At 68.5% G+C, this 24,355-nt stretch carries 24 protein-coding genes and 2 pseudogenes; 10 read left to right on the top strand and 16 right to left on the bottom strand.

What is annotated here, in order from left to right; genetic code table 11:
• Positions 1-83: 83 nt before the first annotated feature.
• Entirely contained in the window at positions 84-656 is a 573-nt protein-coding gene (locus JOF41_RS00465; protein WP_307867139.1) for a TetR/AcrR family transcriptional regulator, read from the bottom strand.
• A gap of 74 nt (positions 657-730) precedes the next feature.
• Here JOF41_RS00465 and JOF41_RS00460 point away from each other — a divergent pair, with 74 nt between their 5' ends.
• Together JOF41_RS00460 and JOF41_RS38480 are read left to right on the top strand one after the other, a co-directional pair.
• Positions 731-1,360 carry an isochorismatase family protein gene (locus JOF41_RS00460; RefSeq protein ID WP_209615216.1) on the top strand — a complete coding sequence of 210 codons (630 nt, stop codon included), beginning with the start codon at positions 731-733 and terminating at the stop codon, positions 1,358-1,360.
• 79 nt (positions 1,361-1,439) lie between these two features.
• Positions 1,440-1,547, top strand: a complete 108-nt coding sequence (locus JOF41_RS38480) for a hypothetical protein (protein ID WP_276530100.1) — start codon at positions 1,440-1,442, stop codon at positions 1,545-1,547.
• A gap of 32 nt (positions 1,548-1,579) precedes the next feature.
• Here the strand turns inward: JOF41_RS38480 and JOF41_RS00450 are convergent, their stop codons facing one another.
• The 4 genes from JOF41_RS00450 to JOF41_RS00435 form a co-directional block, all read right to left on the bottom strand.
• Positions 1,580-2,524, bottom strand: a complete 945-nt coding sequence (locus tag JOF41_RS00450) for a DUF1963 domain-containing protein (RefSeq protein WP_209615213.1) — start codon at positions 2,522-2,524, stop codon at positions 1,580-1,582.
• On the bottom strand, positions 2,521-5,736 hold the full coding sequence (locus tag JOF41_RS00445; RefSeq protein WP_209615210.1) for an ATP-binding protein: 3,216 nt from the start codon (positions 5,734-5,736) through the stop codon (positions 2,521-2,523). The genes JOF41_RS00450 and JOF41_RS00445 overlap by 4 nt, the downstream gene beginning before the upstream one ends.
• A complete protein-coding gene (locus JOF41_RS00440; RefSeq protein WP_189222456.1) occupies positions 5,733-6,341 on the bottom strand; it encodes a hypothetical protein in 609 nt (202 codons plus the stop codon). The genes JOF41_RS00445 and JOF41_RS00440 overlap by 4 nt, the downstream gene beginning before the upstream one ends.
• 310 nt (positions 6,342-6,651) lie before the next feature.
• Positions 6,652-7,554 carry a DUF1963 domain-containing protein gene (locus JOF41_RS00435; protein ID WP_209615207.1) on the bottom strand — a complete coding sequence of 301 codons (903 nt, stop codon included), beginning with the start codon at positions 7,552-7,554 and terminating at the stop codon, positions 6,652-6,654.
• Between the two features lie 307 nt (positions 7,555-7,861).
• Between JOF41_RS00435 and JOF41_RS00430 the strand changes: the two genes are divergently transcribed.
• Entirely contained in the window at positions 7,862-8,092 is a 231-nt protein-coding gene (locus tag JOF41_RS00430) for a hypothetical protein (RefSeq protein WP_209615204.1), read from the top strand.
• Between the two features lie 431 nt (positions 8,093-8,523).
• Here JOF41_RS00430 and JOF41_RS00425 read toward each other — a convergent pair whose 3' ends face one another.
• Both JOF41_RS00425 and JOF41_RS00420 read right to left on the bottom strand, forming a co-directional pair.
• Positions 8,524-9,432, bottom strand: coding sequence for an SDR family NAD(P)-dependent oxidoreductase (locus tag JOF41_RS00425; protein ID WP_209615201.1), 909 nt, complete (start codon positions 9,430-9,432; stop codon positions 8,524-8,526).
• Positions 9,429-10,067: an NAD(P)-dependent oxidoreductase gene (locus tag JOF41_RS00420; protein ID WP_244989469.1), complete on the bottom strand. Its 639-nt coding sequence runs from the start codon at positions 10,065-10,067 to the stop codon at positions 9,429-9,431. The genes JOF41_RS00425 and JOF41_RS00420 overlap by 4 nt, the downstream gene beginning before the upstream one ends.
• A 58-nt stretch (positions 10,068-10,125) precedes the next feature.
• Between JOF41_RS00420 and JOF41_RS00415 the strand changes: the two genes are divergently transcribed.
• Positions 10,126-10,698: a TetR/AcrR family transcriptional regulator gene (locus tag JOF41_RS00415; protein ID WP_209615195.1), complete on the top strand. Its 573-nt coding sequence runs from the start codon at positions 10,126-10,128 to the stop codon at positions 10,696-10,698.
• Between the two features lie 309 nt (positions 10,699-11,007).
• On the opposite strand, the gene JOF41_RS00410 is transcribed toward JOF41_RS00415, so the two are convergent.
• Both JOF41_RS00410 and JOF41_RS00405 read right to left on the bottom strand, forming a co-directional pair.
• Complete coding sequence (locus JOF41_RS00410; RefSeq protein ID WP_189222466.1) at positions 11,008-11,310, bottom strand: hypothetical protein; 303 nt, start codon at positions 11,308-11,310, stop codon at positions 11,008-11,010.
• Between the two features lie 511 nt (positions 11,311-11,821).
• A complete protein-coding gene (locus JOF41_RS00405) occupies positions 11,822-12,517 on the bottom strand; it encodes an NADPH-dependent F420 reductase (RefSeq protein ID WP_276515731.1) in 696 nt (231 codons plus the stop codon).
• Positions 12,518-12,695: 178 nt separating this feature from the next.
• Here JOF41_RS00405 and JOF41_RS00400 point away from each other — a divergent pair, with 178 nt between their 5' ends.
• The gene (locus tag JOF41_RS00400) at positions 12,696-12,962 is read left to right on the top strand and encodes a TetR-like C-terminal domain-containing protein (RefSeq protein ID WP_209615192.1); all 267 of its coding nucleotides are present in this window, start codon (positions 12,696-12,698) and stop codon (positions 12,960-12,962) included.
• Between the two features lie 239 nt (positions 12,963-13,201).
• On the opposite strand, the gene JOF41_RS00395 is transcribed toward JOF41_RS00400, so the two are convergent.
• From JOF41_RS00395 to JOF41_RS00375, 6 genes and pseudogenes are all read right to left on the bottom strand, one after another.
• A complete protein-coding gene (locus JOF41_RS00395; RefSeq protein ID WP_189222468.1) occupies positions 13,202-13,933 on the bottom strand; it encodes an SDR family NAD(P)-dependent oxidoreductase in 732 nt (243 codons plus the stop codon).
• A 362-nt stretch (positions 13,934-14,295) separates the two neighbouring features.
• Positions 14,296-14,802, bottom strand: a complete 507-nt coding sequence (locus JOF41_RS00390) for a MarR family winged helix-turn-helix transcriptional regulator (RefSeq protein WP_307867137.1) — start codon at positions 14,800-14,802, stop codon at positions 14,296-14,298.
• A 75-nt stretch (positions 14,803-14,877) separates the two neighbouring features.
• The gene (locus JOF41_RS00385; RefSeq protein ID WP_209615189.1) at positions 14,878-15,804 is read right to left on the bottom strand and encodes a TIGR03619 family F420-dependent LLM class oxidoreductase; all 927 of its coding nucleotides are present in this window, start codon (positions 15,802-15,804) and stop codon (positions 14,878-14,880) included.
• A 128-nt stretch (positions 15,805-15,932) separates the two neighbouring features.
• Positions 15,933-16,093: pseudogene (locus JOF41_RS36495) on the bottom strand (ISL3 family transposase); the annotation flags it as partial.
• 371 nt (positions 16,094-16,464) lie between these two features.
• A complete protein-coding gene (locus tag JOF41_RS00380) occupies positions 16,465-16,722 on the bottom strand; it encodes a hypothetical protein (RefSeq protein ID WP_209615187.1) in 258 nt (85 codons plus the stop codon).
• The gene (locus JOF41_RS00375; RefSeq protein WP_209615184.1) at positions 16,709-17,203 is read right to left on the bottom strand and encodes a hypothetical protein; all 495 of its coding nucleotides are present in this window, start codon (positions 17,201-17,203) and stop codon (positions 16,709-16,711) included. Before JOF41_RS00375 ends, JOF41_RS00380 begins: the two co-directional genes overlap by 14 nt.
• Positions 17,204-17,483: 280 nt before the next feature.
• Here JOF41_RS00375 and JOF41_RS00370 point away from each other — a divergent pair, with 280 nt between their 5' ends.
• Together JOF41_RS00370 and JOF41_RS00365 are read left to right on the top strand one after the other, a co-directional pair.
• Entirely contained in the window at positions 17,484-19,235 is a 1,752-nt protein-coding gene (locus tag JOF41_RS00370) for a hypothetical protein (protein ID WP_209615180.1), read from the top strand.
• A 1,295-nt stretch (positions 19,236-20,530) separates the two neighbouring features.
• Positions 20,531-21,097: a DUF3558 domain-containing protein gene (locus JOF41_RS00365; RefSeq protein ID WP_209615177.1), complete on the top strand. Its 567-nt coding sequence runs from the start codon at positions 20,531-20,533 to the stop codon at positions 21,095-21,097.
• A 12-nt stretch (positions 21,098-21,109) separates the two neighbouring features.
• Here the strand turns inward: JOF41_RS00365 and JOF41_RS38730 are convergent.
• Positions 21,110-21,615, bottom strand: a pseudogene (locus JOF41_RS38730) (IS30 family transposase); the annotation flags it as partial.
• Positions 21,616-21,991: 376 nt separating this feature from the next.
• Here JOF41_RS38730 and JOF41_RS00355 point away from each other — a divergent pair.
• Genes JOF41_RS00355 through JOF41_RS00345 form a run of 3 tightly spaced genes read left to right on the top strand, consistent with a single transcriptional unit; the run spans position 21,992 to position 24,350 of the window.
• Positions 21,992-22,420: a hypothetical protein gene (locus tag JOF41_RS00355; RefSeq protein WP_189222476.1), complete on the top strand. Its 429-nt coding sequence runs from the start codon at positions 21,992-21,994 to the stop codon at positions 22,418-22,420.
• The gene (locus JOF41_RS00350; protein WP_189222477.1) at positions 22,417-23,025 is read left to right on the top strand and encodes a DUF3558 domain-containing protein; all 609 of its coding nucleotides are present in this window, start codon (positions 22,417-22,419) and stop codon (positions 23,023-23,025) included. The genes JOF41_RS00355 and JOF41_RS00350 overlap by 4 nt, the downstream gene beginning before the upstream one ends.
• Before the next feature lie 5 nt (positions 23,026-23,030).
• Positions 23,031-24,350 (top strand): hypothetical protein, encoded by a 1,320-nt coding sequence (locus JOF41_RS00345; protein ID WP_189222478.1) that lies wholly within the window; start codon positions 23,031-23,033, stop codon positions 24,348-24,350.
• Positions 24,351-24,355: the final 5 nt, after the last annotated feature.

The following is a 24,355-nucleotide window of genomic DNA, read 5'->3' as shown; positions in this document are numbered from 1 at the left end:
GCGCGGTCGGCACGGCGATAGCGGAACTCCGCCAGGCGGGTTCGACCTGCGGTTTCCCGTGGTCGAGAACCGGGCGGCGCGGTTCAGCCGAGGAGGATGGCGCGCAGCGTCCTGGCCAGGTGGTCGGTCAGGCGCTCGGGCGACATGGTCGCCAGCGGCTCGCTGCGCACGACGTAGCGGCTGAAGGTGACGCCGATCAGGTGGGCCGCGAGCAGGTCGACGCGCTCTTCCGCGTCCGGCCCCGTGACCGCGGTCAGGTAGGGGGCCAGGCTGGCGCGGCGCATCTCGTCGTAGAGCTTCGCGGCCTTCTCCCGCGACGGGGCGCTGCGCACGAGGGTGATGAAGGGGTCGGCGTGGTCGGCGTTCTCCATCCGCTCGACGAACGCCGCCGCCACGCGCTCGGGCAGCGTGGCGGGGTCGCCGGGCAGGACGTCGGCCAGGTCGCGCGGGCCGGGCACGGCGGCGATGAACAGCTGCTCCTTGGAACCGAAGTGGCGCATGACCAACCCGTGGGTCACGCCCGCGCGCGCGGCTATGTCGCGGATGGTCGCCCGGTCGTACCCGTGCTCGGCGAAGGCGCGGCGCGCGGCGTCGAGGATGGCCGCGCGGTGCGCTTCGGGGTCGCGGACGCGCTTGCGGGGTGTCTCTTCGGTCACAACGCTTAGTGTACAGCTGGTCATTAGGGTGTACGGTCACTAATGACCAAGCGTTCATTACGTGGAGGCACCCGATGTCCCTCGAACCCCTCACCCCGCAGAACACCACCGTCGTGCTGGTCGACCACGCCGTGGGCTTCGCCAACGTGCTGCGCTCGCACGACACCGCCGCCCACATCAACAACGTGGTCGGCCTGGCCAAAACCGCCAAGCTCTTCGACACCGGACTGGTGGTCACCAACGGCCTGCCGACCAAACCCTCCGGCCCGCTCTACCCGCAGCTGCGGGAAGTCCTCGGCGACCACCCCGTCATCGAGCGCGGGGGCAACTTCAACGCCTTCCTCGACGAGGGCTTCGCCGACGCGGTCCGCGCCACCGGACGCCGCCGACTCGCGATCGCGGGCGTGTCCACCGAGGGGTGCGTGCTGCAGACGGTGCTGGGCGCACTGCGCGAGGGCTATGACGTCCACCTGGTCGTCGACGCCTCGGCCAGCGTCACCGCCGAGACCCACGAGACCGCCGTGCGGCGCATGGTGCAGGCGGGCGCGGTTCCGACCACCTGGTTCTCCCTGGCGGGCGAGTTCACCGTGGACCACCGCAGCCCGACCGCGCCGCACTTCCAGCAGCTGATGCGCGAGCACGTGCCGACCATGGCGATGGGCGTGCGGTCCTGGCTGTCCGCCAGGGAACCGGCCGCGATCTGAGGCGCGGGGGCCATCCCGAGCAACCGGGTCGTCGCCCCTGGTCGGTCCGAACGGGGCGGGCAAGAGCACGCCCCTACGCATGGTGGCGGGCCTCGTCCGCCCGACGACCGGTGAGATGGAGGTCTTCGGCACCCCTCGCGGGGCCGCGGCCACCCGGACGCCTCGTTCCTGGCGCACGATGGCGTAGCCGTTGCGGGAGCACTTCCGGCCCGCGCCCGCCTATTCGGTGAACATGGTGAACGAGCGCGTCCTCTCGAAGCGCTTGGCGGCCAGATCATCCGAGCTGATCAGGAAGCACCCGTAGTAGACGTCGCTCTCCGTGGGGAACTGGGCGAGCGGCACCCATTCCCGGATCAACCGGCGCTCCTCCTCCTGCCGCAGGCGGATTCGCTCCGCCCTCGGAAGGTCGGGTTCGGCTTCGAACCGCTTCTTGAGGTTGGCATGCGCCATCAGCGTCCAGGGAGGGTCCGCGCCGCCGATCTCCGCGCAGTACCCGCCGATGTGGAACCAGGAGCCCTTGCGCGGCGGCCAGAGCTCGTCGACCAGCGCGCACAGCTGATCGAGGTGCTTCAGCTCGTCGAGCAGTTGCTTCGCGGCATCCGACGCGAACTCGGCTTCCTCCTCGTCGTCGAGCCAATCCGGCAGCACCGCCTCGACCCACGCGGTGAGCCGGTGCTCGGGGAGCAGGAACGGGATGTCCTCGCAGAAGAAGTTCGCGCTGTCGTGGTCGGGCGGCGGAGCCGCCACCACCGTCTCCGTGCCCGCCGGGACGTACAGGACCTGGGCGAACCCCGACTGGCCCGTGAAGCAAGCACCTTCATGGTCTTCCTCGTGGTGCAGGAAGAACAGCAGCGAGCCGTCCTCAGGCAGGGGAAGTCCCTCGGCGCGCGGAAGGGCCGCGCAGTCGACGGAGGCGATGAACGGCAACGGGGACCCGATCTCGCTGCCCGGCCATCCCATGCCCACCGGCAGCCGGGGAAGTCCTCCGTCCTGCCCGACAACCTCCTCGTCGGCGTCGCAGGTTCCCAGCCAGATCGCGAACCGGAGCTGATCGGCGAACTTGTCGACCTCGTCGTCCGGGATGCCCCGATCGATCGCCGCGCGACGGAATCGCTCGTAACGGTCCATGGCGCAGCATGATCGCAGACCGGTGGAACGGATCACGCTCCAGCGGGGTTCGCGGAGGAGTCACCCGCCGCACCCTGCGCCCGCGCCAGGACCTCCTCCTCCGTCAGCGCCGTGGGCGGGTGGTGGCTCAGGCACATCGGCACCCGGACCTTCGTCAGCCCGGTGCCCTCGGTGGCCCCGTAGAACTGGCCCGCGGGCAGGCGGGAGACGTCGTCGATGCGACCGCCCTTGGCGCGCGCCAGGTCGCTCGCCGCCTGGATCTGGACGGGTGCGTTGAGCAGGCCGAAGAACTGGGTCGCGGCGTTGCCCGAGACCACGTTGTGCAGCGCCTTGGGCGCCTGCGTCGCGTAGACCATGCCCAGTCCGTACTTGCGCGCCTGCGACGCCAGGGTCAGCGTGCTCTGCGTGGAGGCGGTCGTGGTGCGCGACGACACGAACGTCTGGGCCTCGTCCAGCACGAACAGCCCGCCCAGCGGCCGGTCCCTGGCGGGGTTGCGCTTGATCCACGAGAACAGGGCGAGCTGCAGCTGGTTGACGAAGGTCTGGCGCTGGTCGTCGTTGGGCAGGCCGATGCAGCTGATCACCGACACCCTGGCCCGCTTGCCCCTCGCGGGGGTGAGCAGCACGCCGGGGTCCAGCCGCTCCCCCACCCCGCCGAACACCGGGTCGTTGATCATCTCGGCGTTGAGGCCGTCGGCCATGTCGGAGGCCAGGCGGGTGGCGTCGCGCACGGTGCTGACCCCCGACGGCAGGTCGGCCAGGAGCGCGAGGAAGTCCCGCAGCTCGCCGCCCCCGCCCCGGACGAAGTGCGTCAGCGCCTCGGTGAGGACGGCCCGGCCGGTGGTGGCCTTGCGGCCACCGAGGTTGGTGCGGGGCATCAGCCCGGCCACGGCGGCGTCGATCGCGGCGCGGAACTCGTCCGGGTCGTCGGGGTCGCGGTCGAAGCCGGGCAGCGGGTCGAGGGTGAGCGGTCTGCCCGCCTCGCGGCGGGGTGTCCAGACCACCACGTCGGTGTCGCGCAGGTAGCGGTCGGCGCGTTCGGCGTCGCCGGGTTCCCAGAGGGCGGGCGGGGAGGGCCAGGGGTCGCCCAGCCGGGCCAGGTCGTTGTTGGTGTCGATGAGGATCGAGGAAACCCCTTGCAGGGCGACCTCCTCCACCAACCGGCGCAGCAGCACCGTCTTGCCCGAGCCGCTGCCCGCGAACACGACCGTGTGCTTGCGCAGCTGGGCGAGCGGGACGGTGAACGGCACGCCGGTCACGATGCCGGTGCCCAGCCGCACGCTCGGCTCGCCGGCAGCCGGTTCCGGCGCCGACGCGGTGGAATCCCCCGGCGCGTCAACCTCTTGCGCCGACGAGGTGGCGGGGTGGTCGGCGAGGGCGTCGGACAGCGTGCCGCTGATCCCCGGCCACTCCGGCTCCGGATCGGGCTCGTCGTGGGCAACTCCCGACGCGGGCGTGGCCGCGAAGTGGTCGAGGTCGGCCAGCGCCGTGGTCAGCAGCTGCGAGGAGGACGCGGGGCGGCGGGCGAGCAACCACGGCAGGAATCCCGGCGGCGACTGGTCGCGCATCTTCTCCAGCGCGCTGAACAGGCGCAGGTCGCTCTCGGCGAGCGGCAGGTCCAGGCCACCGGCGGAGCGGAACGCCGCCAGCGCCGCCGCCGTGGCGGGCCCGCCGGAGAAGGCGGTGTTGCGCAGCACGACCAGGTGCCGCTTGTCGTTGCCCTGCCGCAGTTCCGCCTCCAGCTGCGCGGACTTCAGCCGCGCCAGCACGGCGCGGGGGTGGGGGTGGGCGATGGCGCGGAAGCTCCAGTGGACCTCGCCCTCGCCCGCCTCGTCGATGGTCAGGCGCAGCCGGGCGTGCAGGGGCGGGTTGCCGCCGCGCGGCGCGTCGACGGTCAGCGCCGGGCCGTTGGCGCCGCGTTCGAGCACCAAGCAGTGCAGCGCGGCGCCGAGCAGGGCCTGCATGCGCTCGTCCTCCCGCTGGTGGTCCAGCGGGGCGGAGACGTCGGCGGTGTCCCGCAGGCGGGCGAACAGGGCGTCGAGCTCGTCCGCTTCCCGCGCGACCGCGGTCGGCTGGGCCTCGGGCTCGACCGCGGTGGCGGCGAAGTCCCGCAGCTCCTCGACGGTGTCGTGGGTGAGGCACCAGCGGATGTGCTCGTCCACGCGCTGCAGGAGCCGTCGGGGCGTCCAGTGGGCCACGTCCGGCCCGGCGAACGCCGACGGGTGGACGGGCCAGGTGGCGTGCGGCGGCGTGAAGCCGATCTCGCCGTAGAGGCCCGCCAGGTGCCGCTCCACGATGGCGGTGGCCACGGCCGCGCTGGGCATGGCGGTGCGCAGGTCGAGCACGCGGAACCGGTCGGCCGCGGAGTTGACCGCGTGGTCCTGGATGAGCTTCCAGGAGCGCGGCAGGCAGGCCACCACCACGATGGTGCGCCTGGTCTCCTCGCGCACCCGCATGAGCCCGTCGGCAAGGCGGTCGACCAGGGCCGCCTCCCCCGGCGAGTCGGCGGCCTGGGTGATCACGCTGTCGACCTGGTCGACGGCCATGACGACCGGGCCGACCAGGGCGAAGATCCTGGACAGGTCGCCGAGCAGCAGTTGCGGCGGCCGGGAGGAGGTGCGGAACCCCCACTCCGCCCGGTCGGCGGCCTCGACCCCCTCGGGCAGGACCAGGTAGGCGTTGCCCGCTTCCCACGCCTTGCCCTTCGCCCGGTACAGCACCAGCGCCCGCAAGGTGTCCTGGCACTCGACGGCGACCTGGGCGTCGACCGAGCGCAGCCCGTCCAGCAGCGCCTCGATGTCCTGCCCGCGCACCGGCAGGGTGCCGGTGAGGCGCATGCTCGTCTCCCGGTCCTGGCCGGTGAGCCGGGCGAGCTCGCCGAGCAGGCGGCCCAGCTGCCCGCCCTGGCGGTCGAGCAGGCCACCGACCACGCCGTGCACCGCGCCCGCCCAGAACGAGTGCCCGTCGAGGAGCTTGAGCAGGAAGAACGACCCGCCCTGCCGCTGCACGTGCTGCCTGAGCCAGCCGAGCATGTGCGTCTTGCCCACGCCGCGCTCGCCCCGCAGCACGATGCCCATGGGGCTGCCCTGCGGACGTCGCGCGGCGGAGGCGACGGCCTGGGTGATGCCGTCGACGGCACGCGGGTGCAGACCGTCGACGTGGTGGTGCATGGGACTCCAGATGTCGTCCGGTGTCACCGCCCAGCCGAACTGCACCGACGACAGCGCGTGGCGCTGCTCCTCGTTCATCCGGCCGCCTCGATCGCCAGTGTGTGGCGAGGACTGCCGCCCAGCACCAGCGCGGCCCGCCGGTCCGCCTCGGTGAGCGACTTCTGGTCGGCTTCGGCCCGCAGGTGCACGTCCGGGCGCTCCGCCAGCGCCGTCAGCGCCCGGTCGAGCCGATCGGTCGGCACGTCGTCCAGGTGTTCGCGCAGCACGCGCAGGGACACCGAGTCGCCGGCACGGGGAGCCAGCACGCGGTACGCGGCCTCGACCCGGTGGCGCAGGTCCGGCGTGAAGAGACCGCCGAGGGTGCCACCGGTGATCTCCAAGTGGCGTCGCAGGCCCGCCAGCAGCACGTAGAGGGCCCCACCCGCGTAACCGGCCCTGGGAGGCCGAGGAGCGGACAACTCGGCCTGGCACCGCACGGCGCCTTCGTCGGTGAGGTCGTGCACGTAGGCGCGGCCGACCTTGGTGCTGGTGACCAGTCCGAGGTCGTTGAGGCGGCGGCGGTGCGCGCCGTCGAGCGTGAAGCCCGCCAGGTCCCGCAGTTCGGCGTTGGTCAACTCGCGGGCCTCCGCCATCAGCACGAGCAGCGCGGCGCGCTCGAGCATGGTCAGCCGTTCCTCGGGCATCCCGTTTCCGTTCCCGCGGTCACCCGCGTCCTCGATCGACAACGGTGAGGCCCCCGGCTCCACCACGACGCCGTGCTCCGCGCCGGGACTCTCGGCGCCGCCCCGCTCGGACGAGCAGTCCGGCGCGTGCGCCTCGACGACGAGGTAGGCCCGCTGGTGGTCGACCCGGACGCGGACGGAGCGTTCCCGACCTGCCCGTCCAGCGCGAGGGCCCCACGGATGGTAACCACACGACGTGGCCCGTCCAGTGCCAGACGCGTCACCCGGTCCCGGCCCCTGGCCGCGCCCCGCCTCCGGTCGAGATGACCGCTTATTCGGTGAACATGGTGAACGAGCGCATCCTGTCGAAGCGCCTAGCGGCCAGGTCATCGAGACTGATCATGAAGCATCCGTAGTAGTAATCGCTGTTCGTGCGGAACTCGGCGAGCGGCACCCATTCACGGGTGAACCGGTACTCCTCCTCGTCGTACAGGCGGACTTGCTCCGGATTCGAGAAGTCGGGGCCTGCTCCGTGCCGGTTCCTGAAGTTGGCGTCCGCCATGATCGCCCGCGGCGGGTCCTGGCCGCCGATCTCCCCGCAGTACCCGCCCAAGTAGAACGTGGCCCCCTCACGCGGCGGCCAGAGCTCGTCGACCAGCTCGCACAGCTCGTCGAGGTGCTTCAGGTCAGCCAGCATCTCCTTCACGAGATCCGACGCGAGTTCGGCTTCCTCCTCGTCGCCGATCCAATCCGGCAGCACCGCCTCGACCCACGCGGTGAGCCGGTACTCGGGGAGCAGGAACGGAATGTTCTCGTTGAAGAACCTCGCGCTGTCGTGGTCGGGCGGCGGAGCCGCCACCACCGTCTCCGCGCCCGCCGGGACGTACAGGACCCGCGCGTACCCCGACTCGCCGAGCGGTTCCTCGTAGTCGCTCTCGTGGTGCAGGAAGAACAGCAGCGAGCCGTCCTCGGGCAGGGGAAGTCCCTCGGCCCTGGGAAGGGCCGCGCAGTCAACGGAGGCGATGAACGGCAACGGGGACCCGGCCTCGCTGCCCGGCCACTCCACACCCACCGGCAGCCGGGGCAGCCCTCCCTTCTGCCCGACAACCTCCTCACCGTCACCGCAAGCACCCGCCCAGACCGCGAAACGGAGCTGATCGGCGAACTTGTCGACCTCGTCGTCCGGGAAACCTCGATCGATCGCCGCGTGGCGGAATTGCTGGTAACGGTCCATGGCGCAGCATGATCGCAGACCGGTGGAACGGATCACCGGTCAATGCGCGATCTCACCCCGGCGATCAACCCGCCGTCGCCGCCATACGACAGGCGAAGCGGCTCAACCGCAGATCACCGCGGCTGCACAGCGGCGTAGAACTGCCTCGCCAGTTCGCGCGCGCGTCCCCGGCACTCCTCGGTCCTCCCGTCGGCGGGGGCCTTGGGGTTGCTGCTACCCGCGCTCACCACCGCGTTCTCGTCGAGGACCTCCAGGGTGCAGCCGGCGGAAAGCCCACCGCGAGCGAGCTTTGGCCCGCGAGCGGAGGTTGACCGAACTGGCGCAGGACGAGGAAGCCGCCTGGGCGCGCGTCGAGGCGCTGATCGCCGCCCGCAAGCCCGCCGACTACGACGCCGCCGTCGCGCTCCTCGTCGATCCGCGGGCACTGGCCGAACGCGAAGACCGCTTGCACGACTTCACCCGGCTCTGCACCGCCCTCCGGCACACCCACGCGCACAAGCCCAGCATCGTCACCCGCTCGAACCGGGCGAACCTGTGACCAGCCAGACCTCGCCAGGCTTCCGACTTCGTCGGACAGAGCTGTCCCCCCTCGGTGAGCGAGCGCAGCCCGTTGACGCGCTTGGTGGCGAGGTTGCCGAGACTGATCAGAAAACACCCGTAGTGGTAGTCGCTTTCCGCGTAGAGCGGAACCTCGGGGGTGAGCAACGGGATGTCGTCGTTGAGAAGCTCGTGCTGTCGTGGCCGGGCGGTAGAGGCGCCACCGTCCTCCCCGTGCCTGCCGGGACGTACAGCACCAGCGCGAATCCCGGCGGGCCCGTGCCCTCGTCGTCCGGGATGCCCCGATCGGTCGCCGCGCAGCGGAATCGCTCGCAACGGTGCACGGCGCAGCATGATCACAAACGGCCCTGTCACTGACAGCCTGGAGCACGTAATCGAAACACGTCACACGGAGCCGGCAGGCAGGACGAGCTACCGCACCCGCTCAGCGAAGTGGGCGCGGCTGAGCGCGAGGAGCTTCTCCTGCGTGTCGCGGTCGTGCGACACCGGCGGAGTGCTCGATTCGGTGTCACGGTTGAAGTAACGGCCGGTGACTCCAGCTAGGGCGGGGTCGGTGGCGAGGCGGATCGCGGTCCTCGCCCCGTCGGCGGGGGTCAGCATGGTGCGGCGGATCAACGTGCGCGCGGGCCGCAGCACCGGCGGCACGAGGTCGTCGACGATGCCGGTCGCGACGATGCCGGGGTGCAGGGCGTTGACCGTCACGCCGTCGGCGGCGAGGTCGCGGGCGAGGGCGTAGCCTGCGGTGACGGTCATGAGCTTGGCGCGCGCGTAGGCCTCGAAGGGCACGAAACCGTTGGCGGGGTTGAGTTCCGCGAGGTCATCGACATCGGTCAGGTCGAGCGTGGCCGGACGGGGCCTGCTCAGGAGCTTGATCTGCCGGGTGTCGTTGAGTGTGTCGCTGGCGACGTTCACCACGCGCGCACGGCCTCGGCGCAGCGGTCCGTCCAGCAGGGCGGTGAGGCCGTAGGCCGCGAGGTGGTCCAGGGCGATGTGCATCTCGACGCCGTCGACCGAGACGCGGTGCTCGGGGAAGTGCGCGCCCGCGTTGTTGACCAGGACGTGGATCTCGTCGTGCCGGTCCGCGATCGTCTTCGCCGAGGCCACGACGTCCGAGCGCCGGGACAGGTCTCCCGTGACGACCTCGAGCCGGTTCGCCGCCTGTGGCCCCAGGTGCGCGCGCAGGGCGTCGGCACGAGCGGGGTCGCGGGCGATGGTGACCACGTGGGCTCCCGTGCGCACGAGGTCGGCGGCGATGACCCGGCCCATGCCGCTGGTCGCGCCGGTGACGACGGCGACCTTGTTCATCAGGTCGGCGTTCATCGCGTGATCCGCGGGTGGGCGTGGACGTATCGCGGGGTCTCGGCCTCGTTGACCAGGAACGCGGCGAGATCGGCCCGTCCGATGGAGCTCCACAGCCGGATTCGCAGGTCGGTCCCGGTCCGGTACTCCCCGGTCGCCTCGCGGTCGGACAGCTTCGGCGGCCGAACGATCGTCCACTCGCTACCGGAAGCGGTGATCAGCGACTCCATCTTCTCCTTGTCACGCATGCGGTCGGCCACGTTCGCCCACACCGCCAACGAGTAGAGCGACCTGTCGCGCGTCTCCAGCACGCCGTGCGCGCTGACGGCGATGAGACGGTTCACGCCGGTCGCCTCCATCGCCGTGATCGCGGAGCGGATGCCGTCGGCGCAGACCGTCGTGGGGCCCTTCCCGTCACCGCCCAGCGCGCTGATCACCACGCTCGTGCCCGGCAACGCACGGGTGAGCGCCGCGACGTCCCCGACATCGGGCCAGACAACCTCGGCCAAGCCCTCCCTCGGCGCGAACGCCCCGGCCCGGCGGACCAGCGCGACCACCCGGTGCCCGCGCCGCAGCGCCGTCGACACCACGTGACGCCCGGTGGCGCCCGTCGCGCCGAGAACGGCAACCGCCCCCTGTGATACAGACTGTCTCATAGTCGACAGCATGCGGTTCCGCCTCACTACGAGTCAAGTTGTCTCATAGAATCGAGACGTGACCGGTGAGACAGACCCCCGCTTCCTGCGCAGCCGGGAAGCGATCCTGAACGCCGCCCGCGAGCTGCTGCTGGAGAGTGGCCCCACCGCGGTGACGCACGCGCAGGTCGCCGAACGGGCGGGCGTGGGGCGGGCGACGGTCTACCGCCACTGGCCCCAGGCCGAACCGCTGCTCGTCGAGGCCATGGCCACGGTCCCGATGCCGTTCCTCGACAAACCCACCGCGCCCATCAAGGAATGGCTGCGACGCGAGCTGACCGCGATCGCCCGGCAGCTCGACCTCGACGACGTGCGCGCCGTCTCCACGACCCTGGCGAACACCGCCCTGTGGGACAGGACCATGGACACCCGCCGCGCGCAGTTCGCCCGCGTCCTCACGGACCGGCTCGCCGCCGCCCTCGACGACGCCCAGGCGCGTGGCGAAATCGCCCTCGCGCTCACCAGCCGGAACGCGGCCGCCATGACCATCGGGCCGATGTACTACCGCAGCACCATCGAGCGCGCTCCGACGGACCCCGACCTGATCGAAGCGGCCATCAACGCCCTGGGCACCTGGGCGACCGACCAGTGAACCACTCACGGCTCCCCCAACGCCCCGCACGGCGCCGCGATCACCCAAGGACAGGCCGAACTTCGGGAGCCACTCAATGAACATGAGCATCCACTGCAGTGGGCCACCGCGACGATTTCCGGCACGACGTATCCGTCTCCGTGCCCAGGATCTCTACCGCCCCAAATCTGCGACTCGACAACCCCACGTCAAGGAAACCCGGAGGGCCATTTCCGCGCCCGCGCCGTCGGTGTCCGGGAGCCGACGATCGACAGGCGTGTCGCACCACCTCGACGACCCCGGACACCGATGCGTGACCCTTGGCTCACCTCACACGGTCGCAGCGATCCAACCGATCGTCTCCTCCACGTGCACCCCGTCGCTGAGAGGTTTTCCGAGGGCGACCAGCTCGTTCATGCGGATGAAGAAGCCCGCCTCCGTGACGTTCGCGATCCGCAGCCCCGGGGTGTGCGGACCGTTGAAGGTCTGCACGTTCGCCGTCACGATCACGTCCGACCCCCTGGGGAACGGGGTGGGGAAGGTGACTTCCGTGAACGTGGAGAGGTCACCCGGAGTGGTCTCCGAAGCATTTCTCGAATTCAGTTTCAGGGCACCGGTCTGGATCAAGCTCATACTCAGCTCCTCAGCGCGAATGCGCCGTTTCGGCGGTTTTCCCCACTGTTCACCGCTCACTGTCGAGCAGCGATGCCGAGCGTACTGCGACGGCGACAGAATTCCTAGCGCACAGTTCGACGCCAAGTCAGTCCACCCAACCGGACGCAAATAATCGCAGCCCGTCACCGAGCTATTGACCTGTTCCGGTGAAGTCACTTCGCACGAATGGGCAGAGAATTACATTATTTGCGGTTCCACGCCCGCACCGGATTGCGTTCATGATCGTGATCGGGGGTGATCGGGTGTGCGGATCTGGGTGCACACGAGCGCGGAGACCGCGTCCTGCCCGTCCTGCGGTGCGCACTCCGGCCGGGTGCGCAGCCGCTGTGACCGGAAGCCGGACAACTCCCCGGACGCGGCGACGTCACGAGCGTGGTGCACACCGATCGACTGAAGCCCTTGGTCGACCAGGGCCTCACCCAGCCGCTCAGAGGTCGGAACTCAAGCTGGTCGATCAGCCACTCGCCGCTCATGCGGGCTTCAGTCCGGGCAGGTACCCGCCTGCGACGCCGCGCACGGCGGTGTCGGCGAGTTTCCTGACCTGGTCGGCGGGAACCGGGACGCCAGGGTTGGCCTGGTGCCAGCGCAAGGCGTCCTCCCGCTCAAGGCCCTTGGGCATCTCTGCGGCCAAGTAAGGCTGGACGTAGACCGGGGTGTTGGGTTCGCTGCGCCAGCTGTCAGCGAGGGTGCCGACGTCCACGGCGTCGTAGCCCGGGGTGTCCAGCAGCGCGGCCACCCGCGCCTTGGCAGCGGTGTCGTCGCCGGCGACGGGAAGGGCGGCGACGGGAAGGGCACTGCGGTCGGGATCACCCGCGGGTCGCGCCCGGCTGCCGAGGCTGATGCAGGCGATGTTGTTGAACGCCTTGACCACGAGGGAGTCAGCCAGGTGCTGCTGCACCAGTTGGCTCGAGGTCAGCTCGTTCGAGTCCAGTTCCGGAATGCGGCCGTCGCGTTGCGGGTAGCAGTTCAACGCGTCGATCACGATCTTGCCGGCCAGAGCCTCCGCCGGGAGCAGGCGGTAACCGCTGAGCGGGATGGCCGCCACCACGAGGTCACCATCCCGCGCGGCGTCGGCGGGGGTACCGGCACGGGCGTGCTCGCCCAGGCCGGCAAAGAGGTCGGCGAGGGTCTCGGGGCCGCGGGAGTTGCTCAGGACGACGTCCAGGCCGGCGGCAACAGCCAGGCAGCCCTCCCTCAGGCGATCGGCGGGTGCGGCGAACCCATGCCGCCCTGCAGGGCGCGCCGATCCGTCTGGCCGAGACCGCCCGCACGAGGATCGACGAGCTGATCAACTTGGTGACCGTCCTCGGCGACGACCCCGAGAGCGGGACCCGACAGGGTCGTTGCAGACTTTCCTCACCGTTCTCGCCAAGCACGCCAGCCTGTACCGCGGCTTGCTCGGACCGCAGGGAAGCGCCCGCGTCATCAACCGCGTCCAGCGCCGCATCGCGGGCGCGCTCGTCGGGGTGGCCACCGACTGGCTGCAGCGCGACTGCCCGCACACACCGTCGGAGATGGCCATGCTCACGTGGCACCTTCTCTCCGTCTGCGGCTCCGGCGCGTACGCACCCGACACGTCCGCCTCGGCCGGGACAAGCATGAACCGCTGAACCTGCGACCTGACGAACGTGCCCGGTGGTCCGGACCGGGAACGCGTGACAGACCGTGGTCAAGGTTCGAGAGCCGCGATGGCGTCGGACTGACGAAACGCCATCTGGAGCGAGGCGTCGCCAGGTGGTGGCCGGTCGCGTCGTCAACGCGGTCGCCGCCGAGCGACTCGCACCGTGTCCCGCCCCCCGCACAGCGGTTCTGCCGCCGATTCCGACCCGTTTCTCACGGCGGATGACGGTCACACCTGGTTGCGGCCACCGTCGATGAACAGTTCGCTTCCTGTGACGTAACTGCTGTCGCCGGAAGCAAGGAAGAGGACAGCGGTGGCGACCTCATCGGGTTGTCCGACCCGGCGCAGGGGGATGCCGGCGGCACCTGCTTCCTGGTAGGCGACGGCGTCAGCGTTTTCCGGGTGGGTGTTGATGTAGCCGGGGCTCACGACGTTGACGCGGATCTCCCGCTCGCCCAGTTCGACCGCCAGGGTTCGGGCAAGCGACCGGACACCGGCTTTGGCAGCACCGTAGACCGACAGACCGGGTGCGCCCGCAGAGCCGGCCGCGGAGGACATCAGGACGACCGAGGCGCCCGGTTTCAGCAGTGGCAGCAGGACCTGCACGGTGAAGTAGGTGGCGCGGAGGGTGCCTGCGACGTCCTCGTCGAAGGCCTGCGGTGTGGTGGTCCCGAACGGGGCGAACCGCCCGGTGCCGGCATTGGCGAACAGCACATCCAGACCTTGACCGTGGGCGTCGACAGCGGCGTGCAGGCGGTTCAGGTCGTCGGCGTCGGTGACGTCGCCCAGTACGCCGGTGGCGGCTGAGCCCAACTCGCCGACGGCCGCGTCCAACGGCGCGGCCCGCCGGGCAGTGAGGAACACCCGCGCCCCCTCGCTGACGAATCGCCGAGCGGTGGCGAGTCCGAGTCCCGCAGATCCACCGGTGATGACCGCCACTTTGCCAGCCAATTTGCCCATAGCTCTGATCGTAGGCAGCCGAAGTCGAGATTTCAAGGTTGATTTCATTCTTGAACTCAGCTAGCGTCGGCATGACAGAAGTTGCGGATATTCACGGAAGACGGCTTGCCGGAGCACGGATCACGCTGCCGGTGTCAGGTTTCCCCGCCTCACCGGGCAGCATCACTCTGACGACTGAATCGCATCGACCGCGACTCGTCATGGCCCCATAACGCCCGTTAAGCCATTAGCGCTGATGATCACAGCCAAGCGCTTCGTTGATCGGCACGCCCACACCAGCGCGACCGATGCGCTGGGACAGCCTCGTTGGTCAAGTTGTACCCAGCCACCGAACACCAACGTAGCCACGGGGCGGCAGGAGGTCAGGACCGTCGCATAGCTCTTCTCAGCAACGAGCCCGTACGCCCGTCGTCCACCTGGTCGGCGATCTGCCTGCCGATGTCGCGCAGCGCGGTCACCTGGTCGGGACTGAGCGCGTCGAACACGTACCGCCGGACCGTCTCAACATGGCCCGGCGCTGCGCGTTCGACCAGGGCCATGCCCACGTCGGTCAGCGTCGCCTCGACGTAGCGGCCGTTCTCGGCGGAGGGCGCCCGCGTGATCCAGCCGCGTTGCTCAAGGCGTTTGGCGACGTTGGACAGTCGGGAGCCGGAGCCGTTCACGTGCTGCGCCAGCTCACTCATCCGCAGGCGGCGGCCGGGTGACATGGACAGCGCGGCGAGCACCAGGTACTCGAAGAACGAGATGCCGCTGTCGCGCTGCAGCTGGGTGTCGATCTCACCCGGCAACCTGACCATCAGCCAGGACAGCGAGATCCAGGCATCATGCTCGTCCGGCGACAGCCAACGCGGTTCGTTCCGGCCTTCCACGCCACTCACCCTAACCCGGGCGAATGGCACCACCAGCCGCACCGCGACAGCGTCCAGCCCCCCACGACACCACCATCACAATGCGCCCGTCGCCGCAGGTACGAGGGCGCGAAGCTCCTCCAGCATCTCGATCTGCGTGTCCATGTCGTCAGACGGCGGGAACGCGAACAGGACCCCGTCGATCTTCTGTTCCCGCAGTCGCTCGATGTCCTCGGCGAGCTGCTGCGGCGAGCCCGCGAGGAACGGCCGATCCCCACTTATCGGCTTGGGCCGCATGGAGTGGTTGGTCTGCGCTGTCACCGTGAGCGCAGCCGGGTTCCGGCCCACCTTCTCGGCCGTCGTCCGGAAGCGAATCGCATGGGCGACCACCCCGTCCAGGGTCCAGGCTATCGGCGAGATGCCGTCGGCGATCCGGGCCGCGCGGTCGATACCGCCATCGGTGTTCGCACCGATGACGATCGGGATGTCACCCCGGACCGGCTTCGGGTTGATCTCGGAGGCTTCGATGGCGTAGAAGCGGCCCGCGTACTCGACGGGATCAGGTCCCCAGCAGGCGCGTATCGCCGCGATGACCTCGTCGAAGCCGGCACCGCGGCGCTTCATCGGCACGGCGGCGGCGGCGAACTCCTGCGCCATCCACCCCTGGCCGAACCCGGCGATGACCCGGCCGTCGCTGAACTGGTCGAGCGTGGCGTACCTGCGTGCCAGCACGACCGGCGGGTGAAACAGCGGGTTGACGATGTTGGTGCCCAGAGCGATGCGGCTGGTGAGTGCGGCCACGTGACTCAGGGTCTGCAAGGGCTCGAAGGTGACGCGGTAGACGTCGGGGATGCGCTCCAGCTCACCGTCGGGACCGGGGAGCAACGGCGCCATCGGACGCAGCAGACGTTCGTACGTCCATAACGAGTCGTAGCCGAGCCGTTCGGCGGCCAGTGCGATGGTCGTGATGTTCGCCGGCGAAGCGTGAACGCCGGATACGGGCAGCATGATACCGAGCTTCACCAGATACTCCTGCGACCGAGGATGTCGAAATCGACCCTAGACACTTTTCAGCCTTGAAGTCAACCTTGAAGCCAGACGAGTGGCCGCGAGGGGGTCTCCTGCGAGGGCCGCCCCGGTGGATGTCAGGTGGCGGCAAGGTAGGTAGCCGAGCCGTCCCGGCAGACCATCCTCACGCCGGGATGCTCGCTCGGCCACCGGTCGCGGCCCTGCGGTCGGGCAGCACGTCGACCCGTCGGTGGGCGATCGCGTCGATCAACACGGTCGCGTAGCGACGACCACGCCGCGGAGCGGGAGTCGTTGACCTCGAGCACCCCTCATAGCGGCTGTGCACTCGACCTGACCGGACACCACAGGAAGAGCAGCGTGCGGTCCTCACCGTTGTGCACGCCCAGATCCGCACGCCCGCCGAAGTCGGCTCGACCCGCTCCACCACCACGTCAGCAAGGTGCGGAAGCAGGGCTTCCAACCAGTCACGATCACATACCCGCTATACCTGCCAGCAGCCACCTGAACTCGTTGATCACATGATCAGCGACAGAACCGGCCTCGGGGGGACCAGCGTTCACAGGGCTTCAGGTCAGAACGACCCGGCCTTGGACGTCCGGCTCCCCACCCGCACGGCGGGGGCGGAGGTGAACCGGACGTCGGTGTCCTCCCCCGTCACCGCGACCGAAACCCGGTCCCCACCGGCACCTGCTCCACCCTGGTGGGCAACTGGTAGCTCCAGCCGCGCACCTGCACGTCGTCGACCGCGGCGAACCTGAGGTGGAACCGGACCCAGTCGTGCTCGGGCGGCGCCTCCCACGTCCGACGGGCGGCTTCGTCCAGTGGTCCTTCGAAGGACGCCGTGATCGCCTGGCCGCGTTCGTCCCAGTGCAGGGCGTAGAGCTCGAACGCCGACAGGTCAGATGCGCTCATGGTAGGTGTCGACCTCCGGTCCGGGGACCGCCGTGTACAGCCGCTGATCCAGCCTGCTCGTGAACTCATGCGGCCCGTCGTCCACCGCCTCCGCCGGCGAGTTGTGGACGCTGATCTTGCCGAAGCGGAACCGCTCGGCGCACGTCAGCGCCAGGCGCAGCGACTCACCGGTCACCGACACCGCCAGCCTCGCCCTCGGCCGCTGCTCGAACTCGACCGACACAGTGGTCGGGAGCACCGTGCCACCGGAGAGCCGGACGTCCTCGACCGCCAGAAACCCCAGGTGCGCCTGCACGCGACTGTAGCCGGGCACGTCCGAAGCGACCGGCAGGTCAACGCGCAACGTGCAACCAGGACCGCGACGCTCGAACCGGACCGACCGCAGCACCAGTCCGGTGAGGTCCGGTCCCTGCGGGTAGAACCGGGCCAGCGACTTCTGGTCACCCGGCAGGAGCCGGTCTGCCCAGACCGGGGTTGTCATAGCAGTGCTCCTGCGCTTCGGGGACCTGACCGTTGCGGGTGTCGTCGCAGGGTCGCACATGGATCCTCAGGCACGTCGAAGTCGACCACCGGCCCGCTCAGCCAAGCAGTTCGTCAAGCTCGGATCGCTGAGCCCTCGTCCCTGTCCCGCGCCCTCCCGCCCCAGCACCGCGCCCAGTCCTCAGCGCCGGCCCCACGATTTGCGAACGATTGAGCCGTAGACTTCGGCGATCAGCGCCGACGAGGTCCGGCCGTTGCGCGCGGCTGCGGGAGGAGATCGCATGCAGGACCCTTCGGACTCGATGGAGATCGCCGAGCCTGAGGAGAACGGCCGGAGCGACACCGACTCACCTGCTGCGGACGATCCGACGTCCGCCTCGGACATCGACTCCACGACGTCGACGGTCCTGGTGGAGGTGCTCCCAGGGGTGGGTGTCGTCGCCGGTGAGGTCCCGCCGGAGCTGAAGCCCGACCTGATCGACTTCGGCATCGTGCCCGCTGCCGACCGCAAGCAGATCTCAGCGATCCTCGCCTCGATCGGGAACGTGTCGACCGTGGCGGGCAACCTCGGAAACGCGTTCGCCGGCGTGCAGGGGCTCTACAGGATCGGCGACACGGCACAGGCCCTGCTGAACAGCGGCGCTGCGCTGGCCGCGAAGGACGGCGGGAACCTCGGAGCGGTGATGGCTTCGGGCCGCGTCGTGCACCAGGCCCGCTTCTACCCCGTGACCGCGGTGAGCAAGGCGCCTGTCGCGGCCTCGATCGGGCCGGCACTGGCCATGGTCGCCCTTCAGATGATGCTGAGCGAGGTCTCGGGCCTCGTCAGGAACAACCTCGCGGTGACAAGTCAGGTCCTCACCACCATCCGCAAGGAACAGTGGGCCGAACTGACTGGGCTCGTCACCGCCGTCGATCGCGCGGTCGACCAGGCGCGAGAGATCGAGTCGGTCCCGACGTCCCTGTGGGAGGACGTCGCGGGCAGTGGAGCGCTGCTGCAGAAGCAGCTCGACCTCTACCAGGGGAACGTCCGCGACCACGTCGGGCGGATCAGCCAGCCCGACGCACGCCGCCACCGCGAATACCTGCAGACGAACGCCGAGGTCATCGCCTTCGACGTCTACGCCCTCCTGTCCTCCCTCAAGGCATGGACCGGATATCAGGCGCTGCGCGCCGCCAGGGCAAGAGCCGCTGGACGCGAAGACGCCGCCGAGGCGCAGTACGCCGAGGTCATCGCGCGCGACACCCGCACGAAGTTCGACTCCACCCTCGCCCAGGCGACGAGCCTGGTCGACGCGCTGACGCGGGAACTGCGGATCACCGCCGAGCTCCCCGACCCCGACACATGGCCGCTGCTGGGCAAGCGGAAGGACGTGAAGGCAGCCCGCGAGATCTCCGCCCGGCTCCTGAAGGAGATCGAGCCTCTCGCCGACACCCTCCACCCGCCGATCCCTCCGCTCGAGGCTCCGGACGTCATCTGCGCACCCGAATCGCTGGCCCTCGAGCCGTACCTCCGCATTCTGCGATGGCTCTTCGAGGACGGCGAGACCCTGCGTGCCCTCGGCTCCTCAGACCAGCTCGAAATCCTCGGCACCGTTTCCACGATCGTCGACGGAGCGATGGAGAAGTTGGCGGCAGCGTGGGACAAGACCACAGCGAAGACACTGGTCGCCGTCACGGACCGCCGCATCATCATGGCCAAGACGAACGCACTCCTCGAGCAAGCCGAGATCCGTCAGGACATCCCGATCGACCAGGTGCGATACGTCCGGGCAACGACCGCACGGGACAGTAATTCACGCCTGGCGATCGACCTCATCACGCGCGACGAGAACATCCGGTGGCTCTTCCACGCCGACATCGACAACACCCAAGTGGACGCGCTCGCCGCCGTGCTCGCCGAGTCGATGACGATCCCGGACGCTGAACGCGACGCGCTCCAACGGCGACGCCACGCCTCCATCGAGGCGGGCGAGAAGAGCGATACTGCCGGCGCGACGTCTACCGAATCGACCGAATCCGAGGCCACAACCTGAGCAGCGCCCCGCGAATCAGGGTGCGGTCCAGGCCCCTCACCAGGGCCTGGTCCCGCCAGACGATCCGCGCGTCGCAGTCGTACCTGGCACGTACGAACCGCACTACATCAACGAACCGCGCCCAACAACCGCCAGTCCATCCCAACTGCGGCGAAGTGCCGCTAACAAGCTGAGCCTCACTCTGCCAGTACGGTCCGGCTGTCACCCTGACCAGCACAAACAGAGAACCAGCACGTCAGGCGGTGCCGTTTACCGCCGTTCGGCACCCTTGCACGTCGTTCGACTCCGCCGCCTGCTCCAGATCTGCTCCACATACCGCAGTGTGAAGGATCCGCAGGATGCATAGGGTAGCCGCCGACTCATGGTGGATGGTGCAGATGCGGGCGGCCAAGCGCGCGTCAACTGCGGCCTAGGTCGCCTGGTCGGACGCCGTATTCCCCAGTGGTGATAGCCGCACCGGACGATGCCGATGACCTGACACAACCGCTTGACGTCATGACACCGCCTGTAGTTGTCAACGAACTGGGAACGGTTCACTAGCGCGTCTCGCCCGCGAAATAGCGGGCCACCTTGCGCAGGGCAGTTCACGGATCCACTTGCACAGCGCGGCGTTCTCGTCCTCCGGAGAACGTGACACGGTCGCAGGGGCAATTGGGTTGCGTTCCGGTACGTCGCCCGTCGTCGAGGCGGATCCAGTTGCACAGCGTCTCGTGGTTGATGCCGAGGTTATCGGCCACCGAAGCCGCCCGTTTAACCACCTCTGGAAATCCCGAGTCGACGGCCGATCACGCTGCGAAGCAGGTTCATGCCACCAGAGTGACGACTTCACCTGACGGCGAGCCTCCGTTCTGCCATCATCGTCTGCCGGGCATGAGCGAGGGGAGCGCAAGAGGCATGGCCGAAGACGTCGGCATGTTGGCCGAGACGGGCAAGCGGATCAGCTTCGCGGCCGAGACAGCCGACAAAGTGGCGACAGGAATTGCCGGCGATGTCCGGTACACAATCGAATAGTCAATCTCCACTTACGAGGACTCGATGGAACTACGCAATGCACAATCACTCGAAAAAGGTCCACACAGCGGTTTTACCATATTGACGGAACGCGGATCCGCCGGGGATCAAGAGGGCGGCTGCGACCGGGTCGATAAGAAAGCACAGAAAGCCCCAGCGAATACCGCCGAAACACCCAAAGGGCGGTCGACGAGTACAACTATACCCAACAAACCGCTCACGACGGACTCAAGTCGTAAAGGATTGAACCATTGAAGTCCACAACACTTATCTTGCTAGCGACGGTGGCCGTGGCCGGTCTTACCACGGGATGTTCCGCCAAAGACCACGGCCAGGCCGCAGCAGAATCCACGGCGAGCACCACGACCACGACCACTTCGTGGAGCAAGTCGACACCTGGCTCAGCCGTTCCTGAACTCGATCTCAGCAACTTCGCCTACAGCCCTTGCGATCTGCTCAAGGCTGATCAGCTCTCACAGTTGGGCACCTTCAAGGCTCCCGAGGTGGATGACAGTCCGCTTGGGCCGGGCTGTCGTTGGAAGTCCCAGAAAGTCACCGAAGGGCCTACTTATGCCGTTACGCTCTCGCCCCAGGGAAATACCTTGGAGTCGATGATGGAAAATGCCAGGAGTGAGCCGGTGTTCAAGGAGACGACAGTTCTGGGTTATCGAGCCTTCAGTTCGGACCAGACCAACGGGAAAGGAACGTGCAGCACGACGGTCGGCACGTCGAGCGAAGATGCCGTGGTCGTGCACGCAACTACGTTGAACGAAAGCTCCCCTGAGTACGGCGACACGTGCGCGGCTAGCGAAAAGTTTGCGACCTTGGTGGTTACGACCCTGAAGGGGTAGGTGAGGGCGAGTTCAGGCGATGGAAGAATTCGCGTCGAGGAGTTCGGTGAATACCTCGCCGGGTTTTCTCCAGTCGTGGATCTTATAGGGTCGGTCGTTGATATCGGCGGCGAGGTAGCGGAGGTCAGAAGGGACGTCGACGCATTTGGGCAGGAACTTGCGCACGATGCGGTTGAGCTTGTCGTTGCCGCCGCATTCCCAGGAGAAGTGCGGGTGGGCGAAGAACACCGGCAGCCCGGTGGCGGCGACCTCAGCGGGCAGGGCCATCTCGGAGCCGCAGTCCCAGGTCGGGGAGCGTGTGCTCCAGGCAGGGGGTCGCCGACGGCGACGATGATCGTGTCGGTGACGGTCAGCGAGTCGCGTCCGCGCGGCGGGACCAGGACCCGAAACCGACTGGTGCGCTCGACCAGGGTAGCCACTGCGCTGCGGCTGCCTTTGCCGATCACCAGGTTGCCTTCTCAGTGGCCGGGCGCGGCGCGATCGTCGGCCTCGGCGGGGCGCTGGTCGAGGTAGCGGGGTCAACATCCGACGCACGGCGGGCGATCCCTCCCCACCGAACATCGAGATCACATGCTGCAACCGTCTGAACCTGCCGCTTCCACCGCCTGAACTCGCCAGGTGTTCCACATCGACGCCACCGGATAGCCCCCCGAGCAGCACAAACGTGGATGCGCGCTGTCCACGGCCACGGCCGCGGCCACGGCCACGGCCACGGCCACGGACGAAGTCCTCCATCCGTCACACCGGGCTGACCAGGCTCCTGGAGAAGTCAGTGTCGCCAGCTTGTCACGCTGCGGAGCGCACCATGCCACCTGAGTGACGACTTTGCCTGACAGTGGACCCCGTGCTCTGCCATCATCGTCTGCCAGTCGAGCGAGGGGAGCGCGGACGGACATGGCTGGAGAGGGCGGCGGGATGTGGGCCCAAGCGGGTGAACGCATCAACTTCGCGGCCGAAACGGTCGGCGAAGTGGCGGCAGGAGTCGCCGGCGCGGTCTGGACGAACACCACTCAGACGCAGTTCAGCATTGACATCAATCAAGCGCCCAAGCTGATCGAGACCCTTAGTCAAGCCATTAAGGAGCTTGACAAGGCTTATCAGAAGTCGACCGCGCTGCGCAGCATCCAATCTCCAGGCAAAGACCCGTATAGCGGTTTCACCGCCTTGGCCATTCGTCAATCGGCGGGCGACGAGGGGGGCGGCTACGGTTGGGCGAACAGGGAAGCACGCAAGGCCTTCGAGCATACGATTGAGAACATCCAGAAGGCGATCGACGAGTACCGCAAGACCGACGATACCGCTCGCGAAGCACTGAAGCAGTGAAGGATGAGCAATTGAAGTCCAAGACTCTGGTCCTGTTTACTGCGGCGATTCTGGCGAGTATCGCATCCGGCTGTTCCGAGAAGAGTCCCGGCACTCCGACCTCTCCGACAACCACTGGCGCGCCAACTCAAACGACGGCCGCTGGCAAGTCTGCCTTCCCTGAACCCGAGCTTGACCCCAAGAGGTTTGCTGACCGGCCATGCGATCTGCTCAAGCCCGCCCAGTTGGCCGAGTTGGGGGAATTCGACGCTCCGGAGCCTGACAACGGGGCCATCGGCCCCAGTTGTGGCTGGGGAGCGAAGGATGTGCTCAAGGGCACTCGTTACGACATCACCATCTACGATGACGGCAGCACCATCGACACGATCATCGAAAGCGTCGAGGGTTCGCCGGTAGTCAAAGAGACTGAGATATCCGGCTATCCGGCCGTCAGCTATGACATTACTGACGGCAAAGGTACATGTTCAACAGCGGTGGGAACGTCGAGCGTCAGCGCGATTCTCGTTCAAGTACTCAACGAGAATGAGGAGTCCAGCGAGTGGAAAGACTCATGCGGCGCCAGTGAAAAGGTCGCCGCAACCGTCATCGGGAACCTGAAGGGGTAAGGTCCGTGCCTGACCCGAATGGCAATGACATCGATATGGACCTAACTCTTTTTCTGCACGGGCCGCTAGGTGCTGCGATGTGCGCAAAAAAGGTCTACGGCTGGTTTCATGAAGGCAGAGGGCCTGCGCAGACGACGGACACTGCGCACGAGACGTGGACCGAGGTCTCCGCGATCCAGTCCGAGATCAGCGATCTGGTCAGCAAGGCTGTGCGGGATTCAGGTGCCACCTGGGGTGGTTCTGCTGGTGACGCGATGCGTGGGTCGACTTCTCCGCTCGCCTCGTGGGCTGATGCCGCTGGTGCGAGTGCCGCCGGTGGTTCGGCCACCGTGGCGGAGGTGAGTGAGGCTTTCCGCATTACGCAGAATTCGGTTCAGCGGCCGGTGGATGTGCCGGATAAGCCTTGGTACAACGGCGTGGTTCCGTGGGACACGGACTACGACGAGGCGGTGGAGCGCAGCAGCGCCGTGGACGAGGCGAACATGCGGGCGCTCAACGCCTATGCGGAGCGCGTCAACAGCAGCATGTCGTCGATGCCGAAGTTCGAGTCGCCCAACTCCTCGACGGCCACCGTCGCGGAAACCCCGCCGCCGCAGGTCGAACAGGTGGACCGGTACGAGGGGCACACGGACCGGACCGGCACCAGCGGTGTGGGCACCACGTCCTATCCCCTGGGCTCGACCTCGGGCACCACGTCGCCGTCGTGGAATGCTCCGACCCCTGCGGGGCAGAATCCGACGCTGCCCGGTGGCAATCCGCCGCCGGCCGGTGGCAACCCGCCTGGTGCGCCGCTTCCCGCTGTGCCGCTTGCCGGTGTGCCGTTGCCGGGTGGTAGGCCCTGGTCGGGTGGTGGCCCGAACGCCAGGCCCGGTGTCCCCGGACCTGGTGGTAGGTCCGGTGTGCCCGTTCCTCGCCCCGGTGGCGCGCCGGGTGTCCGTCCTCCTGGTGCTGCCGGTGGTCCGGCAGCACCAGGGTTGGGTCGTGGTGGTGTGGGTGGGCTGGGTGGCGGCGGGCCGCACGGGGTCGGCGGCCTGGGTGGTGCGCCGCGGTTGCCGGGTGGGTTCGGGCCGATGGCTCCGGGTGCCGGTAGTGGTGTGCTGGGCGAGCAGGGGCGCGGTTTCGGCCCGACCGGCGGTGCGACTGCCGGTGGTGTGGGCGGTCGTGGTCCCGGTGGTGCCGGCGCGATGGGTGGTATGGCCGGCGGCGCGGGCACGGGTCGTGGTGAGGGAGCCGACGATCTGGAGCACAAGACGAAGTACGTCGAGCCCAACGACGAGGCGTTCGGGGACGGCCGGATGGTCGCGCCACCGGTGATCGGTGAGTAGCGGCG

This window comes from Saccharothrix coeruleofusca, assembly GCF_017876325.1.
GTDB lineage: Bacteria > Actinomycetota > Actinomycetes > Mycobacteriales > Pseudonocardiaceae > Actinosynnema > Actinosynnema coeruleofuscum.
This window is presented reverse-complemented; position numbering and strand designations above follow the sequence as displayed.